The sequence below is a fragment of the Buttiauxella sp. AC142 genome, from assembly GCF_979253435.1.
In genome coordinates this window covers 985,806-1,008,481 of sequence record NZ_CEEDCH010000001.1, presented here as the reverse complement: position 1 = coordinate 1,008,481, position 22,676 = coordinate 985,806, and the positions used below count along the sequence as shown (strand labels likewise).

At 55.5% G+C, this 22,676-nt stretch carries 19 protein-coding genes; 7 read left to right on the top strand and 12 right to left on the bottom strand.

The annotated features are described in order from the left end of the window. Positions 1-44 precede the first annotated feature (44 nt). From AC0IWZ_RS04520 to entC, 8 genes are all read right to left on the bottom strand, one after another. Entirely contained in the window at positions 45-1,067 is a 1,023-nt protein-coding gene (locus AC0IWZ_RS04520) for a CobW family GTP-binding protein (protein ID WP_034493848.1), read from the bottom strand. Positions 1,068-1,082: 15 nt separating this feature from the next. After that, positions 1,083-1,280, bottom strand: coding sequence for a YbdD/YjiX family protein (locus tag AC0IWZ_RS04515; protein WP_034493861.1), 198 nt, complete (start codon positions 1,278-1,280; stop codon positions 1,083-1,085). 115 nt (positions 1,281-1,395) lie between these two features. Then, positions 1,396-3,501 (bottom strand): pyruvate/proton symporter CstA, encoded by a 2,106-nt coding sequence (gene cstA, locus AC0IWZ_RS04510; protein ID WP_471678044.1) that lies wholly within the window; start codon positions 3,499-3,501, stop codon positions 1,396-1,398. A gap of 252 nt (positions 3,502-3,753) precedes the next feature. Next, on the bottom strand, positions 3,754-4,170 hold the full coding sequence (entH, locus tag AC0IWZ_RS04505) for a proofreading thioesterase EntH (RefSeq protein WP_471678046.1): 417 nt from the start codon (positions 4,168-4,170) through the stop codon (positions 3,754-3,756). Further along, the gene (gene dhbA, locus AC0IWZ_RS04500; protein ID WP_471678048.1) at positions 4,171-4,923 is read right to left on the bottom strand and encodes a 2,3-dihydro-2,3-dihydroxybenzoate dehydrogenase; all 753 of its coding nucleotides are present in this window, start codon (positions 4,921-4,923) and stop codon (positions 4,171-4,173) included. It abuts the gene before it with no gap. A 2-nt stretch (positions 4,924-4,925) separates the two neighbouring features. Beyond that, on the bottom strand, positions 4,926-5,780 hold the full coding sequence (locus tag AC0IWZ_RS04495; RefSeq protein WP_259268273.1) for an isochorismatase: 855 nt from the start codon (positions 5,778-5,780) through the stop codon (positions 4,926-4,928). Between the two features lie 14 nt (positions 5,781-5,794). After that, entirely contained in the window at positions 5,795-7,411 is a 1,617-nt protein-coding gene (locus AC0IWZ_RS04490; RefSeq protein ID WP_471678051.1) for a (2,3-dihydroxybenzoyl)adenylate synthase, read from the bottom strand. Next, complete coding sequence (gene entC, locus AC0IWZ_RS04485; RefSeq protein ID WP_471678053.1) at positions 7,412-8,617, bottom strand: isochorismate synthase EntC; 1,206 nt, start codon at positions 8,615-8,617, stop codon at positions 7,412-7,414. Between the two features lie 83 nt (positions 8,618-8,700). Between entC and fepB the strand changes: the two genes are divergently transcribed. Then, positions 8,701-9,666, top strand: a complete 966-nt coding sequence (fepB, locus tag AC0IWZ_RS04480; protein ID WP_471678055.1) for a Fe2+-enterobactin ABC transporter substrate-binding protein — start codon at positions 8,701-8,703, stop codon at positions 9,664-9,666. On the opposite strand, the gene entS is transcribed toward fepB, so the two are convergent. Then, positions 9,667-10,923: an enterobactin transporter EntS gene (gene entS, locus AC0IWZ_RS04475; protein ID WP_471678057.1), complete on the bottom strand. Its 1,257-nt coding sequence runs from the start codon at positions 10,921-10,923 to the stop codon at positions 9,667-9,669. A 112-nt stretch (positions 10,924-11,035) separates the two neighbouring features. Between entS and fepD the strand changes: the two genes are divergently transcribed. The 5 genes from fepD to AC0IWZ_RS04450 all read left to right on the top strand — a co-directional run bounded on the left by fepD (position 11,036) and on the right by AC0IWZ_RS04450 (position 14,621). Beyond that, positions 11,036-12,043 carry a Fe(3+)-siderophore ABC transporter permease gene (gene fepD, locus AC0IWZ_RS04470; RefSeq protein ID WP_034493814.1) on the top strand — a complete coding sequence of 336 codons (1,008 nt, stop codon included), beginning with the start codon at positions 11,036-11,038 and terminating at the stop codon, positions 12,041-12,043. Next, a complete protein-coding gene (gene fepG / locus AC0IWZ_RS04465) occupies positions 12,040-13,032 on the top strand; it encodes an iron-enterobactin ABC transporter permease (RefSeq protein WP_471678059.1) in 993 nt (330 codons plus the stop codon). Before fepD ends, fepG begins: the two co-directional genes overlap by 4 nt. After that, complete coding sequence (gene fepC / locus AC0IWZ_RS04460) at positions 13,029-13,829, top strand: iron-enterobactin ABC transporter ATP-binding protein (protein ID WP_471678061.1); 801 nt, start codon at positions 13,029-13,031, stop codon at positions 13,827-13,829. The genes fepG and fepC overlap by 4 nt, the downstream gene beginning before the upstream one ends. A gap of 115 nt (positions 13,830-13,944) precedes the next feature. Beyond that, positions 13,945-14,259 (top strand): type II toxin-antitoxin system RelE/ParE family toxin, encoded by a 315-nt coding sequence (locus AC0IWZ_RS04455; RefSeq protein WP_034493811.1) that lies wholly within the window; start codon positions 13,945-13,947, stop codon positions 14,257-14,259. Between the two features lie 32 nt (positions 14,260-14,291). Further along, complete coding sequence (locus AC0IWZ_RS04450; RefSeq protein WP_034493810.1) at positions 14,292-14,621, top strand: HigA family addiction module antitoxin; 330 nt, start codon at positions 14,292-14,294, stop codon at positions 14,619-14,621. Positions 14,622-14,691: 70 nt separating this feature from the next. Here AC0IWZ_RS04450 and AC0IWZ_RS04445 read toward each other — a convergent pair whose 3' ends face one another. From AC0IWZ_RS04445 to fes, 3 genes are read right to left on the bottom strand one after another with little or no spacing between them, the layout of a single operon-like run. Then, positions 14,692-18,621: an amino acid adenylation domain-containing protein gene (locus AC0IWZ_RS04445; RefSeq protein ID WP_471679088.1), complete on the bottom strand. Its 3,930-nt coding sequence runs from the start codon at positions 18,619-18,621 to the stop codon at positions 14,692-14,694. Positions 18,622-18,628: 7 nt separating this feature from the next. Continuing rightward, positions 18,629-18,850, bottom strand: coding sequence for an MbtH family protein (locus AC0IWZ_RS04440; RefSeq protein ID WP_115630361.1), 222 nt, complete (start codon positions 18,848-18,850; stop codon positions 18,629-18,631). 17 nt (positions 18,851-18,867) lie between these two features. Continuing rightward, entirely contained in the window at positions 18,868-20,085 is a 1,218-nt protein-coding gene (gene fes / locus AC0IWZ_RS04435) for an enterochelin esterase (RefSeq protein WP_471678063.1), read from the bottom strand. 280 nt (positions 20,086-20,365) lie between these two features. On the opposite strand from fes, the gene AC0IWZ_RS04430 reads away from it, so the two are divergent. Further along, positions 20,366-22,642, top strand: coding sequence for a TonB-dependent siderophore receptor (locus AC0IWZ_RS04430; protein WP_471678065.1), 2,277 nt, complete (start codon positions 20,366-20,368; stop codon positions 22,640-22,642). The last annotated feature ends 34 nt before the right edge of the window (positions 22,643-22,676 follow it).

Genomic DNA, 22,676 nt, shown 5'->3' with positions numbered 1-22,676 from the left:
GCTTTATTTGTCTCAGCAAAAAAACGTGCACCAGATCACAGCACTTAAATAGCCGTTGCAGCGAATTCACGTTTTAATTCGTCAATCGGCAGATAACGTCCGATGATGACCAGCCTTGAAACCCGCTGTTCAGTAGGGTGCCAGACCGAACCATAATCAAAACCCACGACTTTGTGGACGCCTTGCACAATCAGCCGTTGCGGGTTGCCGTCAATTGCCAGCACGCCTTTATAGCGCAACATGTCGTTGCCAAAACGTGCGATGCAGCTTTCCATAAATGCGCCTATTTTCTTCACATCCAACAATCCCGCATCAAAGACGTGAGCCTGAATAGCGTCGTCCCAGGAGCGTTTTGCAGACGCTTTACGAAATGGCTGGAAGCTAACGGGATGGTCGGCGTCGGCACGGATAACCCGAAATCCGGCGGTCGTTTCAATGCTATCCGTAAGCTCAAATGCATCGAGATCGAGCCATAAATCGGCCGGGCATTCGCCGTTCACTATCTCAAAAAGATCCGCTTTGTTGTTGATCCGATGAATCCTTTCCAGCGCCTGGAGTTTGGTGTCTTCGTCAACACGATCCGCTTTGGTCAGTAAAATTCGATCGGCAAAACCGAGCTGCGAGGCCGCCACCGCATGTTCATCTAACTGGCGCGAAATATGTTCCGCATCGGCCAACGCGATCACGGCATCAAGGCGCAACGCTTCACGCAGATATTCATCAACAAAGAAGGTCTGGACGATGGGCGCGGGGTCGGCAAGGCCGGTGGTTTCCACAATCAGGCGTTCAAAATTGAGTTGTCCCGCCGCGCGTTTTGCCAACATTTCTCGTAATGCGGCAGTGAATTCCCCGCGAACGCTACAACACACGCAGCCGTTACTTAACTCCACCACGTTGACGTTATCCCCGCCTTTGAGCAGCGCGCCGTCGATGTTTACCGCACCGAATTCATTTTCCAGAATCGCAACAGGTTGGTTGTCGTTGTGGGCGAGAAAGTAGTTAAGAAGTGTGGTTTTCCCTGAGCCAAGAAAGCCCGTTAACAGAGTGACAGATACCGCTTGATTCATGTCATATTCCTTAGATTAACAGCAGCGAGCGCCGCCTTTGCCGCCGTAGCGTGCATCCTGACGCTCGCGGAAAAACTCTTCGTAGGTCATCGGCGTCTGTTCAGGATGCGTCAGGCGCACGTGTTGTACATAGTTGTCGTAATCAGGCACGCCAACCATTAGCTTCGCGGCCTGGCCGAGATATTTGCCTGCTTTGGCGAGTGTGTCGAACATGTTTGGCTCCAGTGTTGTTGGGTGCCCTCACCCTACCCCTCTCCCACAGGGAGAGGGTACTATCCGGTTTTCTCCCTCTCCTTTGGGAGAGGGCCGGGGTGAGGGAAATACTGACTTAATGCGCGCTCTTCGCCTGCGCAACAATCTGCTCAACGTCTTCCGGCATCTTCTCGTAAGGCGTTTCTTTCGCGGTTGGCAGGTCTGACTTCAGCGCCTGCATTGCGGTTTTAATCGCAAACAGACCAATCACCACCACAACCACCATAAAGAAGATGGTCAACCCGGCATCCAGACGGTTGTTAAACACCAACTGCGAAAGCTGCGATTTGGTGTATTGCGCCGGAATATTGCCGCTGTCGATCATGGCCTGGAACTTGTTAGCAATCGCCAGGAAGCCTACTTTTGCATCCGGGCTGAACGCTTTTTGCCAGCCCGCCGTCAAGGTACAGATCAGCAACCACGCGGTTGGCACCAGCGCCACCCAGGCGTATTTCTGCTTCTTCATCTTGAATAGCACTACCGCGCACAGCATCAACGCCATACCCGCCAGCATCTGGTTGGCGATACCAAACAGCGGCCACAGGGTGTTAATCCCGCCGAGCGGATCAACCACGCCCTGGTGCAGGAAGTAACCCCACGCCATTACGCAAAGTGCCGTCGCCAGCAAGTTTGCCGGCAGCGAGTCAGTCCGTTTAAGTCCCGGCGAGATCACGCCCAGCAAGTCTTGCAGCATAAAGCGCGCCGCACGTGTACCCGCATCGACCGCCGTCAGAATAAACAGCGCTTCAAACAGAATGGCGAAGTGATACCAGAACGACACATCCATCAGGCCGCCCAGCGCCCCGTGCAGAATGTACGCCATCCCGACCGCAAGCGTTGGTGCGCCACCCGCACGTGAAATAATGCTCTGCTCGCCCACGTCGTTGGCAATTTGAGTCAAGGTTTCCGGGGTAATCTGGAAGCCCCAACTGCTGACTACGCTTGCAGCAGAAACCACCACGTCTGTGGTGCCCGCCGGAGCCAGAACCGCCAGCGGGCTGTTCATCGCGAAGTACACGCCTGGGTCGATAACACAAGCCGCCACCAGCGCCATAATCGCCACAAACGATTCCATCAACATGCCGCCGTAACCGATGAAGCAAGCCTGGTTTTCATTAGCCAGCATCTTCGGCGTGGTGCCAGAAGCAATCAGCGCGTGGAAGCCAGAAACCGCGCCGCACGCAATCGTGATAAACAGGAACGGGAACAGGTCGCCGGTCCAGACCGGGCCGGTGCCATCAATGAACTTGGTCAACGAAGGCATTTGCAGCGTTGGACGCATGATCAAAATGCCAATCGCCAGGCCGATAATGGTGCCGATTTTCAGGAAGGTAGAGAGGTAATCACGCGGCGCAAGCAGTAGCCAGACCGGCAATACCGCCGCCACAAAACCGTAACCCACCAGCATCCAGGTCAGTTGCACGCCGGTATAGTCGAAGTACGGCGCCCAGGTTGGACTTTCGGCTACCCAACCGCCGGAGATAATCGCGAAGACCAGCATCACCAGGCCAATTACCGACACTTCGCCAATGCGGCCTGGGCGCAGGTAACGGATGTAGACCCCCATAAACAGCGCCAGCGGGATGGTAAACGCCACGGTGTAGGTGCCCCACGGGCTGTGAGTCAGCGCTTTCACCACGATCATCGCCAGCACCGCGAGGATGATGACCATAATCATGAAACAGGCCACCAGCGCGATGACGCCCGCAGTGTTGCCCATCTCTTCTTTGACCAGTTCGCCCAGCGAACGCCCATCGCGGCGCGTCGAGACAAACAGCACCATAAAATCTTGTACTGCGCCGGCCAACACCACACCCGCCAACAGCCAAAGCATGCCTGGCAAATACCCCATTTGCGCGGCAAGCACCGGCCCGACGAGCGGCCCCGCCCCCGCAATCGCAGCAAAATGGTGACCGAACAGCACTTTCTTGTCGGTCGGAACATAGTCCAGCCCGTCGTTATGGCGCACGGCTGGCGTCATACGAGTGGCATCAACGGTTAATACTCGTTTAGCGATAAACAAGCCGTAGTAACGATAAGCGATGAGGTAGACGCAGATTGCAGCAACCACAATCCATAATGCGTTTATCTGTTCGCCACGATTGAGTGCGATATAGCCGAGCGCGAATGCACCGATCAGTGCAAGCACAGCCCATATGAGGTGTTTCCCTGGATTATTCATCTTTGTTTTCCATGTGTAGACCAGAAGCAGAGGTGTTACCGATTTGTTCTAGATCAAGCACGTGGATTTAACAATATTGAAACGAGAGAATGGAGTGGTTTGACCAGGTCTTTACATCAGCTTGTTAAGGAGATCACGATGCGGGGTGCGGCGGGGGAGAAAAGCTGCCGGATGACGCTGCGCTTATCCGACCTACGAATGACATGCGGTTTTGTAGGGTGGATAAGCCGCCAGACGTCATCCACCACAAATTCACCCTATCGTCGCCGTCGTCAACCGACTCGTGCAACACCGCTTGCCGCGCGCGTCGAAGATGGCAATTTCCCACACCTGGGAAGTCTTCCCAAGATGCAGCGGTTTGCATACGCCGCGCACTGACCCGGATGCAACAGCGCGATGATGGCTGGCGTTTATCTCCGTTCCCACCACGCACTGCCCGTCAGTGGTCGTCATAAATCCCGCCATCGACCCGAGGGTTTCCGCCAGCACCACCGACGCGCCGCCGTGCAGCAAACCAAACGGCTGCTGGGTGCGGTTATCGACCGGCATTTCCGCTTCCAGGCTTTCGTCGTCCATGCGTGTGTAAACAATACCGAGATGCTCAACCATCGTTCCGGCGCTGGTTTGGTTTAGCTCGTCGAGCGATAACTGCCGTTTCCAGAGACTCATTCAGGCTCCCAGCGTAGCGCCGCCGTCAATCACAATATCCTGCAATGTAATGTGGCTGGCGTGCGATGAGGCGAGGAACAGAATGGTGCTGGCGATTTCCTGCGGACGCGCGATTTTGCCCAACGGAATGCCCAGTTTGAACTGATCCGGGAATCCCTGAATGCGCTGCTGCTCGGCATCCGGCGTTTTCCACAGCGTGCGCTGCATATCGGTATCGGTCGAACCGGGCGACACCACATTACAACGCACGCCGAACGGTGCCAGCTCCAGGCCGACCGTTAACGCCAGGCTTTTCAGCGCCGCTTTTGATGCGCCATACGCCGACATTCCGGTGCGCGGCGTGTGGGCCGCGTCCGATGCGACGGTGACAATCGCCCCACTTTGCTGTTCGCGCAAACGCGGCATGACGGCGCGGAACAAATTAAACGCCCCGCCTACGTTTACGGCAAAAGTATCCTGCCAGTCCTGCAACGCCAGCGCGTCCGTCGCCCCCATGCGTAAAATTCCTGCCGCATTCACCAGTACATCAAGCTGTGGCTCGTTGCTCAATAAACGCTGCGTAACGGCGGCAACCTGTTCGGCATCCGCCACGTTTAACACTTCAGTTTCAAATGGATAGACTTCCAGCGGGAAGGCCAGATCGAGGCCGACGACGGTCGCCCCGGCGTCGCTAAACGCCCTTGCGGTGTGATAGCCGATGCCTTTTCCCGCGCCAGTTACCCAAACGGTTTTGCCACTAAAGTCGATGTTCATGCTCAGGAACCCCGCGACAGCAGCGCCCACCAGGCGTCGATCGTCGGGTTTTTCGCCAGCATCACGAAATCAATATCCGTGTGAATTTTGCGCCAACGAGCCGCCAGCGCCATCATGCGCACCGAATCCAGACCGTAATCAATCAGGTTTTCGTCATCTTGCGGAATGTCGGATTCATCAAGCAATGGCAGCACGAGTTCACGCAGTTGCTCTTTATTCTGCGGTGCCGCTTCCGGCAATAAATCACGCGTCATCACCACGCGCCCGGAACGGCCTGCGGTGTATTTGAGCGCCATCATGTGTTCTTCGCGGCTGAAATCTGCCAGCGCATCGGCCACCATAAACGGTTTGATATCACGCATAAACGCGTCGGTTGCCGTCGTCATGCAGCCGATATGGGCGTACACGCCGCAAATAATCAGCTGATTGCGGCCCGTTTCTTTTAACACTTGTTCCAGCGGCGAGCGGATAAACGCGCTGTAGCGCCATTTGGTCAGCACAGTGTCGTGCTCGTCTGGCGCAAGTTCCGCGACCACTTTCTGACGCTCAGGATGTTTGTTTAAACCCGGTCCCCACATGTCGTTCAGCAGCGCACGATCTTCATCGCTTTGAGCGTTAGGTTGCGCGGTGTAATAGACCGGAATGTTGTGGCGTTTGCAGTAATCGCGCAGCGCAGCGATGTTAGCGATAACCTGCTGGATCATCGGGCAATTATCGCCCCAGAAATCAATGAAATATTCCTGCATATCGTGAATCAGCAGCGCCGCACGCTCAGGCTCAAACGCCCAATTCACTTTGTTTTCCGGGATGTCGGCAGCCGTCGGTAAGGTGTATGCGTTCAGTTTTGGAATAGCCATAAATTCTCCGTCTATCAGGAAGCCAGTTGCTTATCAGCAATCAACTGGCGCAAACGTTTTTTGTCCACTTTTCCCACCGCAGTCAGCGGCAGGTTTTCAACGATTTCAATGCGATCGGGCAGTTTGAAGTCCGCAATGCCGAGTTCACGCAGATAACGGCGAATCTCTACGGCGCGGAACGGACGCAGGCCGACGATAAACGCGCAGCTTTTCTCGCCCAGCAGGCTGTCTTCCATCGAAACCAGCGCGGCATGAACGATCTCTTCGTGGCGCAGTAACAGGTTTTCGATCTCTTCAGCGGCGATCTTTTCTCCGCCACGGTTGATCTGATCTTTCTCGCGCCCCTGAACCGTGATGTAACCGTCTTCGGCAATAGAAATCAGGTCGCCCGAGCAGTAGAAACCGTTGGCATCAAAGGCACTGGCGTTGTGTTCCGGGCTGCGGTAATAGCCACGGAAGGTGTACGGCCCGCGCGTCATCAGGCGGCCCACTTCACCGTGCGGCAACGCATTACCATTTTCATCTGCCACCCAAACTTCATCGTCCGGGCACATCGGTACACCCTGGGTTTTGAAGATGTGCTCATTGTCGTCATCCAGGCGCGTGTAGTTCACCAGCCCTTCAGCCATGCCGAAAACTTGCTGTAGCTGGCAGCCAATTTCTGCCGGAATGCGTGCAGCCAGCGCTTCGCTTAAACGTGCGCCGCCCACTTGCAACAGTTCTAAAGATGCGAGGGATTTATTGCTGCCCCACTCGCCAATCGCTTGCAGCCAGAGGCTGACAGCAGGCGGCACCAGCGCGGTGACGTTTATCTGGTGGCGTTCAATCAGCGGGAAGCAGAGCGTCGCGCTTGGGTCGTTTGCCAGCACCACGCGCCCACCGCCGTAAAATACGCCCAGCGAACCCGGCGAACTCAGCGCGTAGTTATGCGCCGCGGGAATCGCGCACAGGAAACGGGTATTGGCATCAAAACGGCAGATTTCCACGCTGCGGCGAATGCTGTAGTAGTAATCGTTGTGCGTGCGTGGAATCAGTTTTGGCGTGCCGGTGCTGCCGCCGGAAAGCTGGAAGAAAGCCACTTCGTCAGCCGCCGATGGGGTGGCGACAAAGTTCTCTTCCGGCTCGCCGATCAATGCGCTCAGCGAACGTTCGCGATCGTTTTCATTAAGCAATACCGCCATGCGCAGCGAGGGATTTTGTTGGCACAGCGCATCAAGGAAATCATCGTGGGCGAACAAATTGTGTTTGCGATCGGCAATCACCACCGCCGGTTCAATTTGGCGGGCATATGCTTCCATTTCAGTGCGCTGATGGCTGAACAGCGCGTTCACCGGAGCCACGCCAATTTTCAGCAGCGCAAACAGCGTGATATATAACTCCGCCACGTTGCCCAACTGCACCAGCGCGGTTTCGCCATTGCTCAGGCCGCGTCGTTTTAGCGCACACGCCAGGCGAGTAGCGGCCAGTTCCAGCTCGCGGTAGCTGTAATGGCGCTCACCTTCAATTAACGCAATCGCGTCATTTTTGGCCTGGCGGGTGAGAATATCGGTCAGCGGTAAATCCGCCCAGTAGCCTTTTTCGCGGTAGCGGGCAGCCAGGTCATCCGGCCAGCGGGTAAATTCGATAGCCATTTATTTAATTCCAAAAACGTTGAGCATGGTGGAAAGTTTGACGCCGGTTTCGCGCCATTCTGATTCGGGCGATGACGCAGGAACGATGCCTGCGCCTGCAAACAGTCGCACTTGCTTACCGCCGACGCGCGCGCAGCGAATCGTCACCACCCACTCACCATTCCCCTCGGCGTCGCTCCAGCCGACAATCCCGCCAAACAGTTCACGGTCAAACGGCTCAAGCTCGGCAATGAGTTTTTGTGCTGCTTCATGCGGGAAGCCACTTAACGCAGGCGTCGGGTGCAACAGGCAAGCCAGAGAAAGTGCGTTGTCCTGGCTGTCTTTAATTTGGCCGTAAATCGGCGTGGCGAGGTGCCATAAGGTCGGCGTGGTGATTAATTCAGGCGTGTCGGAAAGCGTTAAATACTGGCTACGCGGCAGCAAAACATCATGCATCGCTTGCGTTACCAGGCCGTGTTCGTGGCGGTCTTTGGTGGAACGCAGTAACTGCGCGCCAATTTCGCTGTCGCGCTGGATATTATCTTTATCACGACGCGCCGAACCCGCGAGTGGCAAGGAGCTGAAATTCTTGCCTGATTTGCGTAACAGCAATTCCGGGCTGGCGCCGACCAGCGAACTGCCATCCGGCAACGGCACGTGGAAGTTATAGCTGGTCGGGTTCTGGCTTATCAGGCGATTAAGCAGCACGTCGAGATCAACAACCGCATCGGTTTCAATATCAATCAGGCGCGAGAGCACCACTTTATCAATATCCGGCTGGGCGGTAGCGGTGGCGGCATGGGCTACCATTTCCATAAATTTTTCTTGTTCAGGAATCGCCTGGCGCGAGGCAATATTCAGCGCCTGGCCGCCGCGTTTTTGGCAAGCCGCATCCTGATGCTGTGCGCGTGAAAACGGCTGCCAGCTTTCGGGGATGAATAATGCGGAAGGCTGGCGCGGGTCAAATGGGATAGCCCCTACGACAACAGGCTTTTCGATGCCGTGCTTGCGGGCGTTGTCGAATGCTTCGCGCAACTGAGTTTGCAGATGACCATGGGAATGTGCGCCGTCTAGCGCCGGGGTATCCAGACGGGTAAAGCAGCCGCTTGTGGAAAAACTGCGGTAAGGCGACATAAAGAAAAAACTGTCTGCACAATGCTTCACCGCTTGCCCTGGCGTGGATGTAAGCTGCTTTTCTTGTGGCGGCTTCGCCATTGACGTTTCCATGCATCCTCCGTAAAAACATGACAAAAGATAGTAATAATGATTATCATTTGCTTTTCGGTGTCGTAACCTAAAGAGAAAAGGACATGCTGTCAACAAAGGCTAAATTTTTTTTAACAATTCCCACACTCGTATTATTGAGTTTGAGTCACCTCGCCCATTCCGCCGACTGGCCAAGAACCATTACCGACAGCCACGGCTCGCACACATTTGAACAAGCACCAGTGCGCATTGTGTCAACCAGCGTGACGTTAACCGGCTCGCTGCTGGCGATTGACGCGCCTGTGGTCGCAAGCGGTGCAACCACGCCTGGAAATCGCATGGCGGATTCACAAGGTTTCCTGCGCCAGTGGGGCGATGTCGCGAAAGCACGCAATGTTCAGCGTTTGTACATTGGTGAAGCAAGCGCCGAAGCGGTGGCCGCGCAAATGCCGGATCTGATTTTAATTAGCGCCACCGGCGGTGATTCTGCCCTCGCCCTTTACGATCAACTCTCTGCCATTGCCCCAACGCTGGTCATCAATTACGACGATAAAAGCTGGCAGCAGTTGCTCACGCAGTTGGGCGGAATCACCGGGCATGAAAAGCAAGCCGCCGCAAGAATTGCCAGTTTTGACAAGCAATTGAGCGAGTCCAAAATGCATATGACGCTGCCACCGCAGCCCGTCACAGCACTCGTTTACACCCCAGCTTCACGCTCGGCAAACCTCTGGACGCAAGAATCTGCGCAAGGGAAATTGCTCCAGCAGCTTGGCTTCACGTTATCCACTTTGCCGGTGGCGGTTCATGCCAGCCAAAGCATGGGGAAACGTCACGATATCGTGCAATTGGGTGGTGAAAATCTGGCTGCCGGTTTGAACGGTGAAAGCCTGTTCCTGTTCGCCAGCGATGAGAAAGACGCCACCGCGCTTGAAACTAACCCGCTGCTTTCACACATTCCTGCCGTGCAGAATAAGCGTGTGTACGCGCTGGGCACCGAAACCTTCCGCCTGGATTATTACAGCGCCACGCAAATTCTGGAGCGGATGAGCCAGTTGTTTGCCAGTAAGTAGCTATTTGACGGTTGCCGCTTCGGTTTGCTCCGGGGCGGCTTGCAAATAACCGCGCAATTGCACCAACACAATCGCCAATACCACGCCGCACAACGTCAATGCTAAACCGCCGTAACTCGCTGCTGCGACTGGCGTTAACGCCACCGTCATCCCGCCTAAAATCGCCGCCCCTATCGCATCGCCCGTCACATTCTGCGCCGTCCATAAACCGTTGATGCGCCCTAACATCCCGTCCGGCGTCAGCGTCTGAATTAAGGTGTATTGCAGTAATGAGCTGATAGCGCTGAGATAGCCAAACAGCGTGAGGCACGCCAGCCCAAGCCCCCAAACCGGCATCAGGCTAAAGACCCCAATGGAGATAAACGACACGATTCCCGTCCCCAGCATAATCATGCCCGGGCGAACGTGATGCGCGATACGCCCGCTGGTCAACGCGCCGATTGCCGCCCCCAGCGGAACGGCGGCGTACATCAGGCCGATTTGCGCCGCACTCATATTCCAGTGCCCGGCGAGTGCCGGATACAACACGCGCACCGCACTCGCCATCGTCAGCAGCGCGCCGACTAACGCAATGCCGCCGATAACCGGATGGCCGACCAGGAAACGCAGCCCGTTCCACAACGAGAGCAGCGGGTTTTCACGCGCCTGCGGCGGCGGTGCCAGCTTCGGCAAACTCAGCAGCGGCAATAACGTGATAAACGTGCCGACGGAAGCCAGCGCGTAGTTCCATACCACACCGCCTGACGCCAGAAGCAGTCCGCCAATCATGGGTGAAATCACTGAACCCAGGCGCACGGTGAGCATGGTTATCGCGCTCGCCTGCATTAAATTTTCACGCCCAACCAGCGCAGGAGTCGCCGCCAGAAGTGCCGTCACGCCCAGTGCGCCAAAGAATCCATCCCACACGCCAAGCAAGTAAATCGCCGCCAGCGAAGGTTCCGGCAACGCGGCGTTAATCGTCAGGCCAATAAAACCGACGCCACACGTGGAGCGGGCGAGCAAAATCAGACGGCGGCGTTCATGACGGTCAGCCAGCACCCCGCCCATCATCAGGCCGATAAACATCGCACTGCCGGTGAGCGTCACCGCGAGGCCGACTTGCAGCGAGGAGCCGGTCAGCGTCTGGATTTGTACCGGAACGGCAACGCCGAGTAACCCCAGTGAGACAATGGAAATAAAGCGAGCAAGGAAGACGGCGCGAAAAGCGGGATGAGTCTTGAGCAAACTGAGATTTAGCAGCAAAGAATTGCGGTTCATTACAGGGCCTTAAAGCGAATTTTTCTTTCCGGGTGCGAGGCGGCTCATGCTAACATAAACAAATAAGAGTGATAATGATAATAACTATCATTAATTTTCATGAAAGGGATTTATGTTATTTCCACGGCCATCAACACGCGTTGTGACGCTGCTGATTCTGTTTTTGCTGTTGCTCTTAATGGCGGTGATGAGTCTGCTTATTGGGGCAAAATCTCTGCCTGTTGAGGTCGTTATCAATGCGTTCAGCGGTCAATGCCGAAGTGCTGATTGCACTATCGTGCTCGACGCTCGCCTTCCGCGCACGCTGGCAGGCATTCTGGCAGGTGGCGCACTCGGCCTTGCCGGGGCGCTGATGCAAACTCTGACACGTAATCCCCTTGCCGACCCCGGCCTGCTTGGCGTCAATGCCGGGGCCAGTTTTGCCATTGTATTAGGCGCGGCGGTCTGGAGTTTTTCTTCACCGATTGCCCTGCTCGGCATGGCCTTTGCTGGTGCGCTGTGCGCAGCCCTGGTGGTGGCATTTACCGGAAGCCAGGGCGGCGGGCAACTCAGCCCGGTTCGTTTAACACTGGCGGGCGTTGCGCTTGCCGCCGTGCTGGAAGGCCTCAGCAACGGCATCGCACTGCTTAACCCGGTGGTTTACGACCAGTTACGTTTCTGGCAGGCCGGAACGCTGGATATTCGCACCCTCGAAACGCTGAAAATCATCGTGTTGCCCGTGCTGGCAGGCTGCGCCATTGCCCTGTTTATAAGCCGTTCACTCAACAGCCTGAGCATGGGAACCGACACCGCCACCGCGCTGGGTAGCAAAGTTGCACGCACTCAATTGCTCGGTTTAATCGCCATCACGTTATTGTGTGGCAGCGCGACGGCAGCCGTTGGCCCGATTGCGTTTATCGGCCTGATGATGCCGCATCTTTCGCGCTGGCTGGTCGGAGCCGATCACCGCTGGTCGCTCCCCGTCACTCTGATTGCCACGCCTGCGCTATTGCTGTTCGCCGATATTGTTGGTCGCCTGCTGGTGCCGGGTGAACTGCGGGTGTCGGTGGTTAGCGCGTTTATTGGCGCGCCGATGCTGATTTATCTGGTGCGCCGCCAACGCAAAGGAGCGAATGCATGACCCGTCTCTCTCCTCGCTTACTGTTCGTCAGCCTGGCGCTATTGCTGTTCAGTTGCGCGTTAGGCGTGTGGAGCCTGGGCAGCGGCGTTTTACCGCTTTCGGTAGGCCAGGTGATTGACGCGCTGGCCGGTTCCGCACCGCGTAATGTTTCACTCGTCGTTGTCGAATGGCGCTTGCCCCGCGTGGTGATGGCGCTACTCATTGGCGCGGCATTAGGCGTGAGCGGTGCCATTTTCCAGTCGCTGATGCGCAACCCGCTCGGCAGCCCGGATGTGATGGGCTTTAACACCGGAGCCTGGAGTGGCGTGCTGGTGGCCATGGTGCTATTCGGCCAGCATCAAACCGCTATTGCTACCTCTGCGATGGTCGGCGGCGTTGTTACCGCACTGGTGGTCTGGCTGCTCGCGTGGCGTAACGGCATCGAAACTTTCCGCCTGATCATTATTGGTATCGGCGTTCGGGCGATGCTGGTCGCGTTTAATACCTGGTTACTGCTGCACGCCTCGCTTGAAACGGCCATCTCCGCCGGGCTGTGGAATGCCGGTTCGCTCAATGGTTTAACCTGGGGGAAAATCTTCCCGGCCGCACCATTAATGCTGTTGGCGTTGGTCGTTGGTGGATTGTTGGTCCGGCGGATGCGCTTGTTGGAGATGGGCGATGACAGCGCCTGTGCGCTTGGCGTTTCAGTTGAGCGTTCGCGCCTGATGCTGATGTTAACCGGCGTGATTCTGACTGCCGCCGCCACCGCACTTGCCGGGCCGATTTCGTTTGTCGCCCTGGTCGCCCCACACATTGCGCGTCGCCTGAGTGGCACTTCGCGTTGGGGTTTACTGCAATCAGCGCTCTGTGGTTCGGCGTTATTACTGGCGGCAGATTTGTGCGCTCAACATCTTTTCATGCCGTATCAGTTGCCGGTTGGCGTGGTCACGGTAAGCCTCGGCGGTATCTATTTAATTGCCTTGTTGATTCAGGAGTCCCGTAAAAAATGAGCCAGATTTCCGCTCCACCGCGCCTGCATGGCGAACAGCTCACATTGGGATATGGCAATCATGTGGTCGCCGACGGTCTGACCGTTGCCATTCCTGACGGGAAATTCACCGCCATTATTGGCCCCAACGGCTGCGGGAAATCCACGCTGCTGCGCACCCTTAGCCGCCTGATGAAACCAATGCACGGCCAGGTGTGGCTCGATGGCAATGAAATCCACCGTTTTGCGACCAAAGAAGTGGCGCGCCGCGTGGGTTTGCTGGCGCAAAACTCCAGCGCACCGGGCGATATCAGCGTAGCGGAACTGGTGGCGCGTGGGCGATATCCACATCAGCCGATGTTTTCTCGCTGGCGAGAAGAAGACAAACAGGCGGTAGAACGGGCGTTAAAAGCGACGAATATTGAGGATTTGGCTGACCAACCCGTTGATACGCTTTCCGGCGGCCAGCGCCAGCGCGCCTGGATTGCGATGGTGCTGGCGCAGGAAACGTCCATTCTGTTGCTGGATGAACCTACCACCTGGCTTGATATCAGCCATCAAATTGATTTGCTTGAACTGCTGCGCGACCTGAACCAAAAGCAAGGTTTTACCCTTGCCGCGGTGCTGCATGATTTGAACCAGGCCTGCCGCTACGCGACTCACTTAATCGCGCTGCGAGATGGCAAAATTATCGCTGAAGGCGCGCCGACAGAGATTGTCACGCCCGAGCTTATCGAAGCGATTTACGGCCTGCGCTGCATGATTATCGAAGATCCGGTAGCGCATACACCGCTGGTCGTGCCGCTCGGGCGTGGGTGAAAATCAATATAGTTAAAATGTTTGCGTAGCATCTCGCAAAGATGCACACTAGCACTGTGCAAGCATGCAATCCGTGTTTCAATGCCCCACTGATTTCTCAGATGGAATTAGCATCATGGAAAAGATGCGCACCATAGTTAGTTTCAGGGACTCGTGGCTTGAGGATTTCTTTCTTTTCACCAGGCAACACAGAAAGATTCCTCCTGATCTCGTCAGCGTTCTGGCGCGAAAACTAGATTTGATTAATGCCGCCGCGACCAGGCAGGATTTACGATCGCCTCCTGCCAACCGTTATGAAGATCTCAGGCCACCGCTCAATGGCTACTCTTCCATACGAGTCAACAACAAGTACAGACTGATCTTCATCTGGCAAGAGAGTAAAGCGCACGATATTTACCTCGATGATCACAGTTACAGATGGCACAGTTGAATCGGTCGATAACCGCACAATAAGGATTAAGTATGGTCCAGGCACAACGTAAACCAACCTCTGTCGGCGACGTGCTTCTTTATGAGTATCTCGAACCAACAGGCCTGCGAATTAACGATCTGGCTGATATGCTTCAGGTCCATCGCAACACGGTCAGTAAACTTTTAAATAACAACAGTAAACTCACCACTGACATGGCTTTCAGACTCGCAAAGGTATTTGAAACCTCAGTGGAGTTTTGGCTCAATCTGCAAACGAATGTGGATATCTGGGAGATCCAGAATGATCCCCGTACTCAGGAAGAAATCAGCCGCATCGTAACGCTCAGCGAAATGCTCAAACGTAAAACTCGTGCAGCATGAAATGAACGGTGGATGACGCTGTCGCTTATTCCCCCAACAAAATCAGGATAAGCGCAGCGTCATCCGGCGCTTACGCCAACACTCGCTGCAATACCGGCCCTATTTCCTCAAAAGATTTTGGGGAAATAATATCGACGTGGGCGCAGTCGAGGCGGAAGACTTCAAGCTCGGCAATCCACGGTGCCCAGGTTTTTTGCAGGTCCATTCCTTCGGGTAACGTTCTCTGGGCCACAAACAACGTCGCTTTCCCGCCAAACGGCACACTGTTTGCGGTCGTCAGCAGGCGCACCGCATCGGCGTAATTCCCTTCAATAGCCTGGAATAAAGCATCTGAAGTTTGTCCACGTTGTGCGGCGACAAAAGCCTCACGTTCGCGGTTGATTTCATCCAGCACCGCCGGATCGAGTTCGTTTGCCGCCTTTTCCGTCCAGTTCTGGGTTTCTGGTGGCCAGGTATCCAGCAGGCCGAGGAACGCGACTTCTTCCCCTGCCGCTTCGAGACGTGCCGCAATGCCTTGCGCCAGCGTGCCGCCGAGCGAATAGCCCATCAGATAATACGGGCCATGGGGTTGAAGCTCGCGCAGGGTTTGCAAGTGCGTTTCGCAAACTTGCGCCAGGTTTTCAGCTTGCTGCATCGGGCCATTCGGGCGCGGAGATTGAATGCCCGTAATCGACCAGCGCGGGTCGAGATAACGCTGTAATACGCTAAATTGCCAGGCAAAGCCCGACGCTGGATGGAAGCAATAGAGCGTCGGCCCACTGCCTTTACGCAACGGCAGCACCGTATCAAAACCCGCGCGGCTGGCTTCTTCTTCGCTCTGAAGCTGCCCCAGAATTTCCGCAAGCTGGCCGACGGTTGACGCCACCATCACCTGCCCGACCGTGACTGGCCTTGCGAGTTTTTCGCGTAACTGTGCCGCCAGGCGCATCGCCAGCAGCGAGTGCCCGCCGAGGGCAAAGAAGTCATCATTAACCGAGTGAATATCGCAGTTTAAAAGCTGTGAAAATGCGTCGGCGATGGCGATTTCCAGACTCGATTCAGGAGCACGCCCGCTGCCGCGTAGCGCCAGTTCCGGCAAAGGCAGCGCTTTTCTGTCCAGCTTGCCATTCGCGCTGAGGGGGAAATCATCCAGTTGAATGAACGCCACCGGAACCATGTGTGCAGGCAGCACGGCAGCCAGGCGTTCGCGCAGGGTGTCGAGAGCCAAAGCCTCGCCGGAGGCTGACACCAGATACCCCACCAGTTGACGGGCATCGCCGCCGCTGACGGCATCTTTATTCAACACGCAAGCGTGCGTCACCGCCTGAGCAACGCCCGGCAGCGCCAGCATCGCCCGGTCGATATCACCCAGTTCGATACGCTGGCCGCGAATTTTCAGCTGATCGTCACTGCGCCCGAGATATTCCACAGCCCCGTCATCCAGCCAACGCGCGACATCACCTGTGCGATACATACGTTCGCCTGCCTCAAAGGGATCGGCCACAAAGCGGCTGGCGGTGAGATCCGGGCGCGATAAATAACCCTGCGCCAACTGGATTCCGGTGAGATACAGATCGCCGGCGATCCCCGGAGGTACGGGGCGCATCGCTGAGTCCAGAATGCGTAATCCGGTATTCCATACCGGCCAGCCAATCGGCACGCTGCTGCCTGAAACCCGCGCCAGCTCTTCGCCAAACGCCGGATACCAGCTGACATCAACGGCGGCTTCGGTTGGGCCATACAGATTATGCAATGGTGCGTGAGTGAGTTGTTCCCACTGGCGGCAAAGTTCGGCCGGTAGCGCTTCCCCGCTACAAAACACCCGGCGCAGAGTGGCGCATTTTGCTCTCGCGTCATCATTGGTTAGTGCCGCGACAAACGCCGCTAACATTGACGGTACAAAGTGCGTGGTGGTCACGCTGTAACGGGCAAAAAGTTGCTGTAACGCTTCCGGGTCACGATGCGCTTCTGGCGGAGCCATCACCAGTTGCGCGCCAACGATATACGGCCAGAAAAATTCCCACACGGAGACGTCAAAACTGCACGGCGTTTTCTGTAAAACCACGTCCTCGCCATTGAGCGGATAGTGATTTTGCATCCACAAAAGACGGTTAACGATAGCCTGCTGCCCGACCATGACCCCTTTTGGTCGCCCTGTCGAACCGGATGTGAAGATTACATACGCGGTGTGTTCCGGGCGTGAGAGATTAGGGATTTCCGGCACATTAGCCGTATCCATAATGCTTTGATAGCAGAAGGTTTTCAGACCATTTATGGCACTAAACCGCGGTAATTGAGAGTCAGAAGTCAGCAGTAGACGCGGAGCGGCATCTTCAAGCATCATCTGCAAACGATCGTCGGGATAACCGGTATCAAGCGGCAGCCAGGCCGCCCCGACTTCAACAATCGCCTGCAATGCGAGTGATAAAAACACCGAGCGCGGTAGCGCGACAGCCACGACATCCCCCGGTTTCACGCCGCGTGAAATGAGTTCTGCGGCCAGCGCCTGCACCTGTTCGCGCATCTGGCGATAGTCGAACTGAGTGTTTTCGTCAGCCAGCGCGGGCGCATGGGGAGTTCTTGCGGCCTGCTCAGCAATTAACTGGCTTAACGTCGTGACCGGAACCGGAGTTTGCGTCGCGTTGATGCCTTCCAGCCGTTCGATTTCGCAAGGGTGCAGCAATTGCGCATCCACACAACGTAATGCGGGACTGGCCGCAAACTGGCGTAAAAGAAGCGGCAAGCGGGCGATGTGCTGTTGCAACGTGGCAGCATCGTAGCGCTGCGCATTTGCCAGCAGTTCGAGGGAGAACTCACCCTGTTCGCTGATATACAGCGCAATTTCTAAATCACGCACCGGGCCGGAAGCCAATTGATGCGTAATGCCTTCGATGCCGTTGAAATCAAGGCGGTAATCGAACATTTTCAGGTTCAGCACCGGGCCATACAACGGCTCACCGCTGGTCACTTTCCCTGAATCACGCAGGATTTGTTCAGCATCGTAGCGCTGATAACGACGCAGGCTTTTGAGTTCTTTAGCAAGGTTTGCGGCGAATTCCGGCAGGGTAAAATCGGGTTCGATGCGTACACCAAACGGCAACACATTCAGCACTGGCCCGGTTGCACACAAAGCAGCAGACCCCATGCGGCGCATAAAGATAAAGCCCGCGGAGTAATCAGCCCGCCCGCTTAAACGCCCGAGCCACAGCGCCACCAGCCCTAATGCCATATCGGCGGCCGTCAGGTTTTTCTGGCGGGCGTTATCCATCAGCAGGTGGAAATCTGCGCTCTCAAAACTCAGCGACTGGCGAATCAGTTGGGTGGAGGAGCCCAAATCTGTGAGTGGTTTTGCCGAAAGCGTGGCAGGCGGCGGTAGCTGGCGAGTTTTATCAGCCCAAAATGCCGCATCACGCATTCTGACGTCGGTTTTGCGGTAATGCTCGTATTCTGCAACAACATCACTAAACGGGGTAAATGGGCTGGGTTCAGGATTTTGATTTTGACAATACGCACTGTAAATATTGGCAATACGGCGGGTAATTGCGGTGAAACTGAAGCCATCAACCACCAAATGGTGAAAACGTTGATACCAGAACCAGCGCGTTTCGCTGATACGCATGAGCTGATGATGATAAAGCGGTTTACCGCTGCTGATACGCAAATCCTGCTCAAGATCCTCACGCATCAGTGCCAGGGCAGCCGTTTCAGGTTCAGCGACGCCGCGTAAATCACGGCAAAACGGGGCTGTAAATGTTGCATCAGGATCGACCCACTGACGCGCCTCGCCGTCCACTTCACTAAAACGCATTTTCAGCGTATCCGCCTCGCTCATGCCCGCCACTATCGCCTTGCACAGCAGCGCTTCATTAAGCTCACCGTTAAGTTCGTCTCCGCAGTTTAATTCAATATAGTGCGCAACGCTCCACGCGTTGGCCTGGGGCGAAAGCTGATCGGCCATCCAGATGCCGGGTTGCGCCGCCACCAGCGGCAGGGTTTCGGTGGGTGCGAGTATCGGCGCCATGATTAATTCACTCACCTTTCACCTCTGCTTTCGCAAAGTTTGCCGGTTGTAATTGGGTCCAGTTAGCGAGCAGCCACTGATTGCACTCTTCGTTCGATGCCGGTTCACAAACTACCTGCCAGCCATCGGGCAAGGCACAGTGTTCAGGCCATAAGCTGAACTGGCTCGCGGCATTTTCAAGGATGAAAAAACGACTCTGCGGCGAGTCGAAGGGATTACTGAATTCCATACTTCATTCCACTCCTGTCAAAGAGACGCTTTCCAGAGCCAGGCTAAGCCGTTGATCAGCCCGCCCCGCCAGCAAAGCGCATCGTGTCCACCGTCAACCTGACGGTAGAAAACTGCTCGCTGTGTTTGTTGTAGTAAGGGATAAATTCGTTGATTAACCTGATGGATAAGAGGTTCTCTGACCCCTGCCTCAAGGTAAATTCGCAGCGGTTTGTCACAGACCAGCCCACCTTCGAGTCGCTGTATTAACTGCCCGCCCTGCGGGTTGCTTCCTCGGTTAGGCCACCAGTACGACCCGGATTGGCTCAACACGCAGCCAAATTCTTCCGGCCAGTGAAGTGCCGCATAAAGCGAGGAAAGCCCGCCAAAACTTTGCCCAGCCACCACGGTGGTTTCGGGGGTCTCATTCCAGCGAGTGAGGGTGCGCAGATGCGGTAATAACTCTTCCTGCAACGCCTGCCAAAACTGCGCATTGCACGGCAGTTCGTTGCTGCGGGTGTTGTTGTCGATAACATCAATCAGCACGTAAACCGCAGGCGGCAGCGCTCCGGCGTCAGTTTGTGCCTGAAGCGCAGGCCACACCGGCATGCTTTCGGCCCAGAATTGGCCGTCGAGCAAAATCGCCAGTGGGCGCTCTTCGGGTTGTGCGTCACCGGTCGCAAAAATCCACACTTTGCGCTGATTTTTCAGACGCAGGCTGTCCCATGTGATGCATTGCACTGCGCAATGCGGCGTGTTGGGCTTATCCCAACCAGGCTGCGGTGGCGCGTCAGGAAGATGGAGTGCGGACATCGGATGCCCGCGGCCGCCCAGCCAACTTTCCGGGTTCAGCGGATCGGCAATGGCTCGCGGCAGCAGTTTGCGCCAGCCTTCACGCAGCGCCATACGCGCCGGTTCGATACCCTCGAACGCTTGCGCGGGGAAATCCTCTTCGCAGACCGACGGGATAAAACAATAACTTCCGCGCCATGTGCTGCCGAGGCGAGTTTGCCACTGCCAGACATCCGTCCCCGGCACGCGTTCAAGAGTTTGCGGGCGAGATTTTTGGTGATGGTCGGTCACGCCGGTGATGTAAATCCAGACTCGCTTTATCGGTGAGGTTTTCTCGCAGCCTTGCGGATCACGCCACAAAAAACGCACCTCACACTGATTGTCACTTTTACAGGTAACGGCGGGGATCCCTTGCGCCTGTTTTTCCTGCCACCAGCTCTTACTTCCTGTCTGTAAATTCGCCACTTGAACACAACCCTATGAAATCAATGCAAACGATCAATAAACCTGAAATATATTGATAATACTATTGATAATTATTTTCATTTGCAATAGCGTATTTCCGCGCTTTGAGCTACCAGCTTCCGAGTGCAAAAACAATAAATTGCCGAACTTGAAGGCACGATTCCCTCATTTCAGGGCGAATGCTGGACAGATCCCGGTATGACTAAGTGAAAACCATGCTGCGCCCGATCCCTATGGGAATGGAATGACACCGGGCGAAGCGGAAAAGCAGGCCGCCATAATGAATAATAAAATTAACTATTCCCTCGCGATGCTGATCAAACTGGGGATTTACGGGGTCGCCCAACCTGCCTTTGCGGCAGATCAAGCGGCACCGGCAACGGCGCAAGCCGCGGCACCCAGCAACGACGACTCGCTCACTCATGAAGACACTTTGGTTGTTACCGCTGCCGAGCAAAATTTGCAGGCACCAGGCGTTTCGACCATCACAGCAGAAGAACTCAAAAAGCGCCCACCGGCGCGTGATATTTCCGAAATCGTTCGTACTATGCCGGGCGTTAACCTGACGGGTAACTCCACCAGCGGCCAGCGCGGCAACGGTCGCCAGATTGATATTCGCGGCATGGGCCCGGAAAACACGCTGATTCTTATTGATGGAAAACCCGTGACCAGCCGTAACTCTGTGCGTCTGGGCTGGCGTGGCGAGCGTGATACTCGCGGTGATGCAAGCTGGGTTCCGCCAGAAATGGTTGAACGTATTGAAGTTATTCGTGGCCCAGCCGCCGCACGTTACGGCAACGGCGCGGCTGGCGGCGTGGTGAATATCATCACCAAAAAAGGCACCAACGAATGGCACGGTTCCTGGAACACCTATCTGAATGCGCCGGAACACAAAGACGAAGGTTCCACCAAGCGCACCAACTTTAGTCTGAATGGCCCGCTGGGCGGGGATTTCAGCTTCCGCCTGTACGGCAACCTCGATAAAACCCAGGCCGATGCATGGGATATCAACCAGGGTCACCAGTCTGAACGTACTGGTATTTACGCCGATACGCTGCCCGCCGGGCGCGAGGGTGTGATTAACAAAGACATCAACGGCGTGGTGCGTTGGGACTTTGCGCCGATGCAATCTTTGGAACTGGAAGCGGGCTACAGCCGCCAGGGCAACCTGTATTCCGGCGATACCCAAAACACCAACACCAACAAAATCGTTAAAGATAACTATGGCGAAGAGACAAACCGTCTGTACCGCCAGAGCTACTCTTTGACCTGGAATGGCGGTTGGGATAACGGCCTGACCACCAGCAACTGGGTGCAGTACGAACATACGCGCAACTCGCGTATGCAAGAAGGCCTGGCCGGTGGCACCGAAGGGATTTTCTCCAGCGATCAATTCAGCGATATCGATTTGAGCGACGTGCTGCTGCACAGCGATGTGAATATCCCGATTGATTTTATCGTGAATCAGAACCTGACGCTGGGCACCGAATGGAACCAGCAGAAGATGAAAGATTTGTCTTCAAACAACCAGACCTTCATGGGCGGGCCGGTTCCAGGTTCATCCAGCACTGGTCGTAGCCCGTATTCCCAGGCTGAAATCTTCTCGCTGTTTGCCGAAGACAATATGGAGCTGACGGACAGCACCATGCTGACGCCGGGCGTGCGTTTTGATCACCACAGCATTGTTGGCAGCAACTGGAGTCCGTCACTCAACCTGTCGCAAGGTTTAGGGGATTATTTCACGCTGAAAATGGGTATCGCCCAGGCGTATAAAGCGCCGAGCCTGTATCAAACTAACCCGAACTACATTCTGTACAGCAAGGGACAGGGTTGCTACGCAAGCAGCACTGGCGTGGGCTGTTACATGATGGGTAACGAAGACCTTAAGGCTGAAACCAGCGTTAACAAAGAGATTGGCCTTGAGTTCAAAAAAGACGGCTGGCTCGCAGGTGTGACCTGGTTCCGTAACGATTACAAAGACAAAATCGAAGCGGGCTATGCTCCTATCGGCCAGACCTCTTCCGGCAAAACCAAGACCGATATTTACCAGTGGGAAAACATTCCTAAAGCACTGGTAGAAGGGCTTGAAGGAACGTTAAACGTTCCAGTTTCCACCACGGTAAGCTGGACGAACAACGTCACCTATATGCTGGAAAGTAAGAACAAAGAAACCGGCGAGCGTCTTTCTGTTATCCCGGAATACACGCTCAACTCAACGCTGAGCTGGCAGATTCGCCAGGACGTTTCTGTGCAATCCACCTTTACGTGGTACGGCAAACAACAGCCGAAGAAATACAACTACAAAGGCCAGCCAGCAACGGGCCCAGAAACTAACGAAGTTAGCCCTTACAGCATCGTTGGCCTGAGCGGAACCTGGGATGCGACGAAGAATGTGAGCCTGACGGCGGGTATAGACAACCTGTTTGACGAGCGCCACTGGCGTGCGGGCAATGCCCAGACGACGGGTGGTGACAATGGTTATATGTACGGCGCAGGTGCCGCGACCTATAACGAGTCAGGCCGTACTTACTACGTCAGTTTGAACACGCACTTCTAATTACCTCTCCTGAGAGTACCCTAACCCTCTCCCT

Excerpts from the sequence above, each read along its gene's own strand:
- entS (WP_471678057.1), bottom strand. The coding sequence starts at position 10,923 with ATGAACCGCAATTCTTTGCTGCTAAATCTCAGTTTGCTCAAGACTCAT.
- fepG (WP_471678059.1), top strand. The coding sequence starts at position 12,040 with ATGACCCGTCTCTCTCCTCGCTTACTGTTCGTCAGCCTGGCGCTATTG.
- AC0IWZ_RS04455 (WP_034493811.1), top strand. The coding sequence starts at position 13,945 with ATGGAAAAGATGCGCACCATAGTTAGTTTCAGGGACTCGTGGCTTGAG.
- dhbA (WP_471678048.1), bottom strand. The coding sequence starts at position 4,923 with ATGAACATCGACTTTAGTGGCAAAACCGTTTGGGTAACTGGCGCGGGA.
- entC (WP_471678053.1), bottom strand. The coding sequence starts at position 8,617 with ATGGAAACGTCAATGGCGAAGCCGCCACAAGAAAAGCAGCTTACATCC.
- AC0IWZ_RS04450 (WP_034493810.1), top strand. The coding sequence starts at position 14,292 with ATGGTCCAGGCACAACGTAAACCAACCTCTGTCGGCGACGTGCTTCTT.
- AC0IWZ_RS04490 (WP_471678051.1), bottom strand. The coding sequence starts at position 7,411 with ATGGCTATCGAATTTACCCGCTGGCCGGATGACCTGGCTGCCCGCTAC.
- AC0IWZ_RS04440 (WP_115630361.1), bottom strand. The coding sequence starts at position 18,850 with ATGGAATTCAGTAATCCCTTCGACTCGCCGCAGAGTCGTTTTTTCATC.
- AC0IWZ_RS04495 (WP_259268273.1), bottom strand. The coding sequence starts at position 5,780 with ATGGCTATTCCAAAACTGAACGCATACACCTTACCGACGGCTGCCGAC.
- fepD (WP_034493814.1), top strand. The coding sequence starts at position 11,036 with ATGTTATTTCCACGGCCATCAACACGCGTTGTGACGCTGCTGATTCTG.
- AC0IWZ_RS04430 (WP_471678065.1), top strand. The coding sequence starts at position 20,366 with ATGAATAATAAAATTAACTATTCCCTCGCGATGCTGATCAAACTGGGG.
- AC0IWZ_RS04445 (WP_471679088.1), bottom strand. The coding sequence starts at position 18,621 with ATGGCGCCGATACTCGCACCCACCGAAACCCTGCCGCTGGTGGCGGCG.
- fepC (WP_471678061.1), top strand. The coding sequence starts at position 13,029 with ATGAGCCAGATTTCCGCTCCACCGCGCCTGCATGGCGAACAGCTCACA.
- fepB (WP_471678055.1), top strand. The coding sequence starts at position 8,701 with ATGCTGTCAACAAAGGCTAAATTTTTTTTAACAATTCCCACACTCGTA.
- AC0IWZ_RS04520 (WP_034493848.1), bottom strand. The coding sequence starts at position 1,067 with ATGAATCAAGCGGTATCTGTCACTCTGTTAACGGGCTTTCTTGGCTCA.
- AC0IWZ_RS04515 (WP_034493861.1), bottom strand. The coding sequence starts at position 1,280 with ATGTTCGACACACTCGCCAAAGCAGGCAAATATCTCGGCCAGGCCGCG.
- cstA (WP_471678044.1), bottom strand. The coding sequence starts at position 3,501 with ATGAATAATCCAGGGAAACACCTCATATGGGCTGTGCTTGCACTGATC.
- entH (WP_471678046.1), bottom strand. The coding sequence starts at position 4,170 with ATGAGTCTCTGGAAACGGCAGTTATCGCTCGACGAGCTAAACCAAACC.